Origin of the sequence: Pseudescherichia sp., from assembly GCF_031979925.1 — a bacterium.
GTDB lineage: Bacteria > Pseudomonadota > Gammaproteobacteria > Enterobacterales > Enterobacteriaceae > Pseudescherichia.
In genome coordinates, this window is sequence record NZ_DALZFB010000002.1 from 20,494 (window position 1) to 31,574 (window position 11,081).

11 protein-coding genes are annotated in these 11,081 nt (G+C 60.3%); 4 read left to right on the forward strand and 7 right to left on the reverse strand.

All coding sequences use genetic code 11. The features are described from left to right. Positions 1 to 7: 7 nt before the first annotated feature. The 6 genes from RTM13_RS03480 to bioA all read right to left on the reverse strand — a co-directional run bounded on the left by RTM13_RS03480 (position 8) and on the right by bioA (position 6,486). A complete protein-coding gene (locus tag RTM13_RS03480; protein WP_312210172.1) occupies positions 8 to 2,455 on the reverse strand; it encodes a glycogen/starch/alpha-glucan phosphorylase in 2,448 nt (815 codons plus the stop codon). Positions 2,456 to 2,544: 89 nt separating this feature from the next. Continuing rightward, positions 2,545 to 2,859 carry a HigA family addiction module antitoxin gene (locus RTM13_RS03485; protein ID WP_312210173.1) on the reverse strand — a complete coding sequence of 105 codons (315 nt, stop codon included), beginning with the start codon at positions 2,857 to 2,859 and terminating at the stop codon, positions 2,545 to 2,547. Further along, positions 2,859 to 3,137, reverse strand: coding sequence for a type II toxin-antitoxin system RelE/ParE family toxin (locus RTM13_RS03490; protein ID WP_312210175.1), 279 nt, complete (start codon positions 3,135 to 3,137; stop codon positions 2,859 to 2,861). The genes RTM13_RS03485 and RTM13_RS03490 overlap by 1 nt, the downstream gene beginning before the upstream one ends. 136 nt (positions 3,138 to 3,273) lie before the next feature. Then, positions 3,274 to 4,557, reverse strand: a complete 1,284-nt coding sequence (locus RTM13_RS03495) for a putative acyl-CoA thioester hydrolase (RefSeq protein ID WP_312210176.1) — start codon at positions 4,555 to 4,557, stop codon at positions 3,274 to 3,276. 111 nt (positions 4,558 to 4,668) lie between these two features. After that, positions 4,669 to 5,145 carry a kinase inhibitor gene (locus RTM13_RS03500; RefSeq protein WP_312211000.1) on the reverse strand — a complete coding sequence of 159 codons (477 nt, stop codon included), beginning with the start codon at positions 5,143 to 5,145 and terminating at the stop codon, positions 4,669 to 4,671. A gap of 51 nt (positions 5,146 to 5,196) precedes the next feature. Further along, positions 5,197 to 6,486: an adenosylmethionine--8-amino-7-oxononanoate transaminase gene (gene bioA, locus RTM13_RS03505; RefSeq protein ID WP_409456027.1), complete on the reverse strand. Its 1,290-nt coding sequence runs from the start codon at positions 6,484 to 6,486 to the stop codon at positions 5,197 to 5,199. An 86-nt stretch (positions 6,487 to 6,572) separates the two neighbouring features. Here bioA and bioB point away from each other — a divergent pair, with 86 nt between their 5' ends. From bioB to bioD, 4 genes are read left to right on the forward strand one after another with little or no spacing between them, the layout of a single operon-like run. After that, positions 6,573 to 7,613, forward strand: coding sequence for a biotin synthase BioB (gene bioB, locus RTM13_RS03510; protein ID WP_312210178.1), 1,041 nt, complete (start codon positions 6,573 to 6,575; stop codon positions 7,611 to 7,613). Beyond that, entirely contained in the window at positions 7,610 to 8,767 is a 1,158-nt protein-coding gene (gene bioF, locus RTM13_RS03515) for an 8-amino-7-oxononanoate synthase (RefSeq protein ID WP_312210179.1), read from the forward strand. Before bioB ends, bioF begins: the two co-directional genes overlap by 4 nt. Further along, on the forward strand, positions 8,751 to 9,506 hold the full coding sequence (gene bioC, locus RTM13_RS03520; RefSeq protein ID WP_312210181.1) for a malonyl-ACP O-methyltransferase BioC: 756 nt from the start codon (positions 8,751 to 8,753) through the stop codon (positions 9,504 to 9,506). Before bioF ends, bioC begins: the two co-directional genes overlap by 17 nt. After that, entirely contained in the window at positions 9,499 to 10,221 is a 723-nt protein-coding gene (bioD, locus tag RTM13_RS03525) for a dethiobiotin synthase (RefSeq protein WP_312210183.1), read from the forward strand. The genes bioC and bioD overlap by 8 nt, the downstream gene beginning before the upstream one ends. Here bioD and RTM13_RS03530 read toward each other — a convergent pair. Next, positions 10,163 to 10,885, reverse strand: a complete 723-nt coding sequence (locus tag RTM13_RS03530; protein WP_312210185.1) for an ATP-binding cassette domain-containing protein — start codon at positions 10,883 to 10,885, stop codon at positions 10,163 to 10,165. The two genes, bioD and RTM13_RS03530, sit on opposite strands and share 59 nt — an antisense overlap. Positions 10,886 to 11,081: the final 196 nt, after the last annotated feature.

The following is an 11,081-nucleotide window of genomic DNA, read 5'->3' on the forward strand; positions in this document are numbered from 1 at the left end:
GCCCGGCCTACAAATCTTCAAAATCGGTGAGGTCGATATCCTCCGGGGTCGCCTGCCAGATCTGCTCGCAGTACTCTTTAATCGCCCGATCCGCAGAAAACATCCCCGAACGGGCGGTGTTAAGAATCGACATCCGCGTCCACTGCTCTTCATCATGCCAGGCGTCGTTGACCCGCTGCTGGCAGGCGGCATAGTCAGCAAAATCTGCCAGCACGAGGAAGGGATCGTCATACAGCAGGTTGTCGAGCAGGGGACGGAACATCTCTCTGTCGCCGCGCGAGAAGCGACCCTGGTCAATCTGCTCCAGCGCGTCGCGCAGATCCACATTCTCCTCTGCATAGCCTGCAGGCTGATACTCTTTGCTCTTCAGCGCCTGCACCTGCCCGGCGTTCATGCCGAAGAGGAAAAAGTTCTCCTCTCCCGCCTGCTGACGAATTTCGACGTTGGCCCCGTCGAGCGTACCGATGGTCAGTGCGCCGTTCATCATAAACTTCATGTTGCCGGTGCCCGAGGCCTCTTTTCCTGCCAGCGAGATCTGCTCGGAGAGATCCGCCGCCGGATAGATCGCCTGGGCATTCTGCACGTTAAAATCGGGCCAGAACACGACCTTAATCCGATGATTAATCGCCGGATCGTGATTGACCACTTCCGCCACGCCGGTAATCAGGCGGATCATCAGCTTCGCCATTGTGTAGCCAGGTGCGGCCTTGCCGCCAAAGATAAAGCAGCGCGGAGCGATCTTTACAGTCGGATCCCGGCACAGCCGCCGGTAGAGACTGATGATATAGAGCACGTTAAGGTGCTGGCGTTTGTATTCATGGATGCGCTTAACCTGAATATCAAACAGCATATCCGGCGATACCGCGATCCCTAACCGCTGTTGGATGCGATCCGCCAGCACCGCTTTGTTCTCCCGCTTGATGGTGCGCCAGGCTTTGCGGAACGCTGGGTCGTCGGCATGAGTCGTCAACGCTTCAAGGCGGGTGAGATCCGTGCGCCAGGCAAGGCCGATAGTCTTATCTATCAGCTCGGCCAGGCTTGGGTTGCTCATCATTAAAAAACGCCGGGGCGTGACGCCGTTGGTGACGTTAAGAAAACGTTCGGGAAACATCTCAGCGAAGTCGCGAAGAATGGTCTCCCGGAGCAGATCCGAGTGCAGGGCCGCCACGCCGTTGATCCGGTGGCTACCTACCGTGGCGAGATTGGCCATGCGCACGCGCTTGCTGCCGTTCTCATCGATCAGCGACATGCGCACCACCCGCGCCTCGTCATCGGGGTAGGCACGCCGGACATCCTCCAGCAGCCGCTTGTTGATCTCAAAGATAATCTCTACCAGCCGCGGGAGCATGCTCTGCATCAGCGGCAGGTCCCAGGTCTCCAGCGCCTCGGGCAGCAGGGTGTGGTTGGTGTAGGCGAAGGTGCGCCGGGTGATGATCCAGGCGTCCTCCCACGGCAGCAGGCGCTCATCCACCAGCAGGCGCATCAGCTCTGCAACGGCAATCGAGGGATGGGTATCATTGAGCTGGGCAGCAAAGCGATCGGCAAAGCGCTGAACCGGCGTGTGGCTGACATCCATCAGGCGCAGCATATCCTGTAGGGAGCAGGAGACAAAAAAGTACTGTTGGGCGAGGCGCAGGCGTTTACCCGCTTCCGGCTCGTCGTTGGGATAGAGGATCTTAGATAGGGTCTCTGAGACCACTTTCTCCTCCACCGCCTGGTAGTAATCACCGGCGTTAAAATCGTCGAGATCGAAGGTCTCAACCGCCTCGCTCTTCCAGAGCCGCAGCACGTTGCAGGTGTTGACCCGGTAGCCCTGAACCGGGACGTCATAGGCCACGCCTTTTACCTGCCGCGCCGGGGTCCACTGCACCCGCAGCCGCCCGCGCTCATCGGTCTGCATCTGGGTGGAACCGCCAAAATTAACGCAGAAGCAGACGTCGGGGCGGGCTATCTCCCAGGGGGTCCCCATCCGCAACCACTTGTCGGTACGCTCCACCTGCCAGCCGTCAACGATCTCCTGATCGAAAATGCCGAACTCATAGCGGATACCGTAGCCAATGGCCGGGATCTCCAGCGTGGCGAGGGAGTCAAGATAGCAGGCCGCCAGACGGCCAAGCCCGCCGTTGCCTAGCCCTGGCTCCTCTTCTACCTCCAGCAGCGTATCGAGATCCTGACCCAGGGTGCGCATGGCGTCCCGCGCTTCGCCCTCTAAATCAAGGCTTAGCAGATTAGCGCCAAGCTGGGGGCCAATCAGAAACTCTGCGGAGAGGTAGCAGACCACCTTCACCTGATGATGAGCATAGTTTTTCAGGGAGGCGGTCCAGCGCGCCAGCATGCGGTCCCGGACGGTAAAGGCGAGTGCCCTGTACCAGTCTTCGGGCGTAGCAATATCAGGGTAGCGCGCCTGGCGGCAGATTAGGTTGCGGACGACATCGTGTTCAAACGCTGAGCTCATGGTTGGCCTCACGCCTGCGAAGGGATATCCTCTATCACCATAGCCAACAGGTAAAACGATAGCAAATGTGGCGTTTTGGAAATGCTGCCTTAATGGTTTGGGGTTATTACCGAGTCTTCGTTTTTATCGCCATACAGAACGATTTTGGATGTATCGATCTGATTTTCGAGCTGCCGAAGATCGTAAGCGCTTTGCAGGCGCAACCAGAATTCAGGTGTACTGCCCAGTGCGGCTGCAATCCGAATTGCCAGCGAGGGGGTAATAGCGGTTTTACCGGCAAGAAAACGCGATACCGTAGCCGGAGTTACGCCGATATTAAGTGCAAAGCGGCGACCACTAATGCCCATATCCTCTAACTCTCTGGCGATAATTTCGCCCGGATGGGAAATTTTAAACTGTCTCATTAGTGATAATCCTCATAATTCAAAATGTAAGCATCCCCGTTAATAAATTGAAAAGTGATACGCCAGTTTGCCCGTACTGTGATTGACCAGTAACCCTCGCGCTCTCCTTTTAACGGATGCAGCTTATAGATCTGACGGTTTAGTTCGCCGATCTCTTTTGCCATATCAATAGCCTGTAGACGGTCATTAATCCTCTCAGCATCTTGTGCTGGAATGCCGGAAACAATTCCTTTTTCAAAAAGATGTTTCAACCCCTTATGTTTGAATGACTTAATCATGATCCTTTCCCTGTTACATGACGTGTAATATTCTAGAGCGATGTTACACGATGTGCAATACCTAAAAGAGATGCGGAAAAAGATGTTAGGACAGAATAGGCCCGGCAGATGTCGCGCTGCCGGGCATTAAGGCGGGTTACTGCTTCGGAGCGGCGACGACCTGGCTGCCTACGCCGCGGTTGTTGAACTCCCACATGCGGTTGAAGCTGGTATCGTTCAGTTCACGCGTCACGTTGCCTTTGTCATCCACCGCGCCGGTGTTGCCGGAGTACGGACGTTTGGAGACGGCGGCATCGCCCCAGGGTTTCGCCATATTAAAGCCTTCGTTGATCACGCTGTCGCGGATGACCACCTGGCCGTTGGTCGCCTGATCTACGTCCATGGAACGCCCGAGCTGGGCCACGCCGTCACCGGAGGCGATAAAGCGGCTGTTGGTCGCGAGGAAACCGTAATAGATATTAGAGAGCGTCGCCGGGGCGAAGACGTAGGCTTCCTGCTGGGTGCGGGAGTTCACCACGCGGAAATCGGTGTTATCAAACACCACCGCGCCACGGCCTGCGACGATATCCACATCGCCCTCAACGTAGCTGTTGGTCACCAGGGTACGAGTCTGGCGATCGTTACGCAGGGTATTATCCACGCCGCTGTTGGTCACGAAGAAGGTATTCTGGCGGCCAAGGATATTGACGTTGTTGATCTGTACCTTGTCACCGTCGCTGCGCAGGGCCACGGCCTGATGGTTGCCAGCATCAACGCTGTCGCCGAGGTTGTTCTCGATGGTCAGGTTCTGCAATTGCAGGCCGTTATTCTGCGACCAGAAGACTGCCGAGCACATCACGCCAACGCTGGCGCTGCCTTTACGCTGGCAGGCGTCGAACATATACCACGCCGGTTTGCCTGGCATATATTTTCCGCCTGGGTTAACCAGACGACGCCAGCTGTTGCTATCCATTTCGGAGTCCACGGCCAGACCAATCTTCACCTCTGCCGCTTTGTCGCCCGTACCGTAAATGGTCAGGCTACCCGGCGCAGCAGGAACAAATACTGTCCCTTCATACTCACCCGGCAGAACGGCAATGTACTGGCGCTCGCTGGTGTGCTTGTTGATGGCTGCATCTACCGCCGCCTGGAGGGTAGTGTGCGTCACGCCAGCCGTGCCCGCCGGGCCGACTACGAAGTTTGGCTGCGCAGGCAGACGAATAGCCGACGGGCTCCACGGAGCCGCATTCTGATCCATCGAAGCGAAGTAGCGAGCAGGGACAAAGTTCTGCGCTTCGTTAGCGGACAGCACCGGGCGCGCCGCGGTACCAGGGGCGGCCTGCGTGGAGGGAAGCTGATCCGGCGGCGTTGAGCTGCAGGCTGTCAGCGTCACGCCAAAAGCCAGGGCCAGCGTCAGGCGGGAAACCGAAAATGTGTTCAAGAGGTACTCCAGGCTTAACAGTTAAATAAGTTGCTATGAAGCCTGCTTTTTTATACTAAGTTGAGCGAAACGGGAAGCCGATTGTGTAAATCGGCTTCAATATCGTGTCGATTAGCTATAAAGGGCGGTGATCGATGCGCGATCGAGAGAGTGGACGTGGATATTAAACCCAACCATCGCCCCGCTGGCGTCTTCATCAACGTCCAGCTTCTCGACGTCCAGCGCGTGAACGGTAAAGATGTAGCGATGGGTCTTGCCCTTTGGCGGGGCCGCGCCGCCGTACCCGGCCTTGCCAAAATCTGTCCGCGTCTCGAATGCCCCCTCCGGCAGGGCAACCAGCGACGAGCCGGATCCCTGCGGCAGCACGCGGGTATCGGCTGGCAGATTCACCACCACCCAGTGCCACCAGCCAGAGCCGGTGGGTGCATCGGGATCGTAGCAGGTGACGGCAAAGCTCTTGCAGCCCGGCGGCACCTCATCCCACGCCAGATGCGGCGAAATATTGTCGCCCTCGTAGCCCATGCCGTTAAAAACATGGCGATTGTGTAGCTTTTCGCCTTCGCGAATATCCTGGCTGATCAGTCTCATCATGGCTCCTCTGTGAGTTATCACCCTTAGGCTAGGATAGTCCGTTCGATCTCAGGGCGCAAAATGTGCGGGATGGGCCACCGCCGCCAGCACCGCGCTCGTCAGCGTGCTGAGCTGTTCAGGCGAGATGACGTAGGGCGGCATCAGGTAGATCAGCCGGCCAAAGGGACGGATCCAGACGCCCTGCTCGACAAAGAAGCGTTGTAGCACAGCCATATTCACCGGCTGGTGGGTTTCGACTACGCCGATAGCGCCCAGCACCCGCACGTCGGCCACCGTCTCTGCGGCCCTGGCCGGCGCCAGCTCGCGCTTCAGCTGCGCCTCAATGGCGGCCACCTGCACCTGCCACTCGCCGCGCTCCAGCAGCTCAAGGCTGGCATTCGCTACCGCACAGGCCAGTGGGTTACCCATAAAGGTTGGGCCATGCATAAAGCAGCCCGCTTCGCCGTTGCTGATCGTCTCGGCCACCTCCCGGGTGGTGAGCGTCGCCGACAGGGTCATCGTCCCGCCGGTCAGGGCTTTGCCCAGGCAGAGGATGTCCGGTGTAATGTCCGCATGCTCGCAGGCAAAGAGTTTGCCGGTGCGGCCAAAGCCGGTGGCGATCTCGTCGGCGATCAGCAGGATCCCCTCCCGGTCGCACATCCGGCGGATACGCTTAAGCACCTCAGGATGGTAGAGGCGCATACCGCCCGCACCCTGCACGATCGGTTCCAGAATAACGGCGGCGATCTCATGGCGATGGGCGGCCATCAGGCGGGCGAAGCCCACGATATCCCGCTCGTCCCACTCGCCGTCAAAGCGGCTCTCCGGTGCGGGGGCAAAGAGGTTATCCGGCAGGTAGCCCGCCCACAGGCTGTGCATGGAGTTGTCCGGATCGCAGGCCGACATCGCGCCAAAGGTATCGCCGTGGTAACCCCGGCGGAAGGTCAGGAAGCGACGGCGCGGCTCGCCCTTCGCCTGCCAGTATTGCAGAGCCATCTTCATCGAGACCTCTACCGCTACCGATCCAGAGTCGGCCAGAAAGACGCACTCCAGCGACTCGGGGGTCATCGCCACCAGCTTGCGGCAGAGCGCGACCGCCGGAGCATGAGTAATGCCGCCAAACATCACATGCGACATCGCATCGATCTGCGTTTTCATCGCCGCATTGAGGTGAGGGTGGTTATAGCCGTGAATGGCCGCCCACCACGACGACATGCCGTCAACCAGCTGCTCGCCGGAGGCAAGCTGAAGCTCGCAGCCACGCGCAGAGTCCACTGGATAAACCGGCAGCGGGGAGGTCATGGAGGTGTAAGGGTGCCAGATATGGCGTCGGTCAAAGGCGAGATCGTCCGGGGTCATAATCGACTTGTAAACCAAATTAAAAACATTTAGGTTTACGATCATAACCCAAACATGAACTAAATACACCTTTTGGAGAAGCCCCCATGGCTCACCACGCACGCTGGACAATGTCGCAAGTTACCGAGCTGTTTGAAAAACCGCTCCTCGATCTGCTGTTTGAAGCACAGACCATCCATCGCCAGCACTTTGACCCGCGCCAGGTTCAGGTCAGCACCCTGCTGTCGATCAAAACCGGGGCCTGCCCGGAAGATTGCAAATACTGCCCGCAAAGCTCGCGCTACAAAACTGGACTTGAGACGGAGCGCCTGATGGAGGTGGAGCAGGTGCTGGACTCGGCCCGCAAGGCTAAAAATGCCGGATCGACCCGCTTCTGCATGGGGGCGGCGTGGAAGAACCCGCACGAGCGTGATATGCCCTATCTGGAGCAGATGGTGCAGGGCGTAAAAGCGATGGGCCTCGAAGCCTGCATGACCCTGGGCACTCTTGACGAAACCCAGGCCCAGCGGCTGGCGTCGGCGGGTCTGGACTACTACAACCATAACCTCGACACCTCCCCGGAGTTCTACGGCAACATCATCACCACCCGTACCTATCAGGAGCGTCTCGACACGCTGGACAAAGTGCGCGATGCGGGGATCAAGGTCTGCTCGGGCGGCATCGTCGGCCTGGGCGAAACGGTTAAGGATCGCGCGGGTCTGCTGTTGCAGCTGGCGAACCTGCCGACGCCGCCGGAGAGCGTGCCAATCAACATGCTGGTGAAGGTGAAGGGCACCCCGCTGGCGGATAACGACGACGTTGACGCTTTCGATTTTATCCGCACCATTGCGGTGGCACGCATCATGATGCCGACCTCCTTCGTGCGTCTCTCTGCCGGTCGCGAGCAGATGAACGAGCAGACCCAGGCAATGTGCTTTATGGCCGGGGCCAACTCCATCTTCTACGGCTGCAAGCTGTTAACCACGCCTAATCCTGAAGAGGACAAAGACGTCCAGCTGTTCCGCAAGCTTGGGCTGAACCCGCAGCAGACCGACGTGATGACCGGGGATAACGAGCAACAGCAGCAGCTGGAGCAGCAGATCTTTAACGCCGACACCGACCAGTTCTACAACGCGGCGGCGCTATGAGCTGGCAGCAGCGCATCGATGCCGCGTTAGCGACCCGGCGGGCCGCCGACGCCCTGCGTACGCGCCGGGTGGTTGAGCAGGGTGCGGGGCGCTGGCTGACGGTAGGCGACAGCCGCTACTGCAACTTCTCCAGCAATGACTATCTCGGCTTAAGCCAGCATCCGGCCATCGTTCACGCATGGCAGCAGGGCGCGGAGCAGTACGGCGTAGGCAGCGGCGGCTCCGGGCACGTCAGCGGCTATACCCGGGCGCACTATGCGCTGGAGAGCGAGCTGGCCGACTGGCTGGGCTACCCTCGTGCGCTGCTGTTCATCTCCGGCTTTGCCGCCAACCAGGCGGTGATTGCCGCCCTGACTGGCAAAGAGGATCGCATCGTGGCGGATAAGCTCAGTCACGCCTCGCTGCTGGAGGCTGCCAGCCTCAGTCCGGCCCAGCTGCGGCGCTTCGCCCACAACGACGTTGACCAGCTCGCCACGCTGCTGGAGAAACCCTGCAACGGCCAGCAGCTGGTGGTGACCGAGGGGGTTTTTAGCATGGATGGCGACAGCGCGCCGCTGGCAGCCATCGCTGAGCAGGCACGCAGCGCCGGGGCCTGGCTGCTGGTGGATGATGCCCACGGCGTCGCCGTCACCGGCAGCGAAGGGCGCGGCAGCTGCCAGCAGCAGGGCGTAAAGCCCGAGCTGCTGGTAGTCACCTTTGGCAAAGGCTTCGGCGTCAGCGGCGCGGCAGTGCTGTGCAGCGAGGCGGTTGCCACCTACTTCGAACAGTTTGCTCGCCACCTGATCTACAGCACCTCCATGCCTCCCGCTCAGGCCGTGGCCCTCAGCGCCGCGCTGGGCGTGATCCGGGGAGAGGAGGGCGATCAACGCCGGGCGGCGCTCGCCGGGCTGGTTCAGCGTTTTCGTCACGGTGCAGAGTCGCTCCCGGTGCGCATTACCGCTTCACAAAGCGCCATCCAGCCGCTGATCGTTGGCGATAACAGCCGGGCGCTGAGCCTGGCAGATCGCCTGCGGCACCAAGGGTGCTGGGTGACGGCCATTCGCCCGCCCACCGTTCCGGCAGGCACCGCGCGCCTGCGCCTGACCCTGACGGCGGCCCACCAGCCGGAGGATATCGATCGTCTGCTGGAGGTGCTGCATGAGCCTGGTGAATAAGCGCGCAGTAGCGGCGGCCTTTGGCCGGGCGGCGCAGAGCTACGACAGCCATGCCCAGCTGCAGCGCCAGAGCGCCGATCTGCTGCTGGCGAAGCTGGGCGAACGCAACCCGGCTAGCGTGCTGGACGCGGGCTGCGGGCCGGGCAGCATGAGTCGCTACTGGCGCGACGCCGGCGCGGAGGTGACCGCCCTCGATCTCTCCCTGCCGATGCTCAGGCAGGCCCAGAGCCAGCAGGCCGCCCAGCACTATATTGCGGCGGATATTGAAGCGTTGCCTCTGGCCGAGGCCCGGTTCGATCTCGCCTGGAGCAACCTCGCGGTGCAGTGGTGCAATGATTTAGGTCAGGCGCTGGGCGAGCTGCATCGCGTCGTGCGTCCTGGCGGGGCGGTGGCCTTCACCACCCTGGCGGGCGGATCGCTGCCGGAGCTGAATCAGGCCTGGCAGGCGGTGGACAACCGTTCCCACGCCAACCGATTTTTAGCGGAGGAGGCGCTGGCCGACACCGTTAGCGCCTGGCGAGGTCGCTGCGGCGTGGAGCATATCACGCTCGCCTTTGACGACGCTCTCTCGGCTATGCGCTCGCTAAAGGGCATCGGCGCGACGCACCTGCACGCTGGCAGGCACAACCAGCCTCTGACCCGCGGCCAGCTTCAGCGCCTGCAGCTGGCGTGGCCGCAGAGGCAGGGCAAATGCCTGCTGACCTATTCACTTTTTTGGGGAGTCATTGAACGTGACTGAACGCTATTTTGTCACCGGCACGGATACGGAAGTCGGTAAAACGGTCGCCAGCTGTGCGCTGCTGCAGGCCGCCGCGCAAGCCGGATGGCAGATCGCAGGCTACAAGCCGGTCGCCTCCGGCAGCGAGATGACGTCGGAGGGGCTGCGCAACAGCGACGCGCTGGCGCTACAGCTCAACAGTACGCTGGCCCTGAGCTACGAGGCTGTGAATCCCTATACCTTTGCCGAGCCGACCTCGCCACACATCGTCAGCGCCGCGCTCGGGCAGCCTATCGAATCTGAAACGCTCTCGGCAGGGCTGCGGAGGCTGGAGACGCAGGCGGAGTGGGTACTGGTGGAGGGGGCCGGAGGCTGGTTTACTCCGCTCTCGGAGACCCTGACCTTTGCCGACTGGGCCACCCAGGAGCAGCTGCCGGTGATTTTAGTGGTGGGCGTTAAGCTTGGCTGCATCAACCATGCGGTGCTGACCGCCCAGGCGGTGCAGCAGGCGGGACTGCGGCTGGCGGGCTGGATTGCTAACGACGTCGTGCCGCCGGGCAACCGTCACGCGGAGTATCTGGCAACGCTTAAGCGTATGCTGCCCGCCCCGTTTCTTGGGGAGATCCCGTGGCTGGAGAACGCCTCGCCAGAGAGTGAAACCGGCCGCTGGCTCGATCTCAGTGCTTTAGGTTCGGCGTCATCCACTGGGAAAGCAGCGGATCATCCAGCTGCATAACGCTCCCCTGGGCCACGCTGCGTCCCCGATGCAGGAGATAGAAGCGGTCGGCGACGCGGCGTATAAACGACAGGTGCTGCTCCGCCAGCAGGATGGTGATGCCAAAGTCCTGGTTCAGGCGCACCAGAAGGTTGCCCAGCTTATGGATAAAGGCCTGGCCCAGCCCCCGGGTGGGCTCATCGAGTATCAACAGGCGGGGATGGGTCACCAGCGCCCTGGCCAGCGCCAGCTGATGCTGGTTATCCTCCGACAGGCCTGTGCCCTTAACCTGGCGCAGGGCGTACAGCTCGGGAAAAAGATCGTAGATATCCCGCGTCACGGCGCTGCCTGGCTCGCCGACAGCCATCCAGGCTACCTGTAAGTTCTCTTCCACCGTCAGCTGGGAGAAGATCCGCCTCTCCTGCGGCACGCAGGCGATGCCCATCGCCGGGCGATCCTCCATCCTCACCTGTAACAGGTTGAGTGGGGCTGCGCCTGCCTCATGCCAGATGATGCTCCCGCTCTCTACCGGCAGATAGCCAGAGATACAGTTGACCAGGGTCGTTTTTCCCATTCCCGGCAGCCCCATTACGCAGGTGCAGGTTCCAGGGATAAGATCGAGATCGACATTCCATAGCGTATGTCGATCGCCGTAATAGTGATTCACTGCGCGTAAGCTCAACATCTTTTCATCTCCTGGCTTGGCCTGCTCTGTAAGAGATATGTTGCAAAAGCCTTGCCAGAAGCGAGTTATGCTCTGTTTTTCGGAGCAGGATGAAGAAAAATCGCTAAATTCAATTAATCCGCCGGTCTGCCTGATTGCTTCTGCACGCTGTTAGTGCTAGTCACAGGCGAATCTGATTTTTCATGGTGCAGTCGCA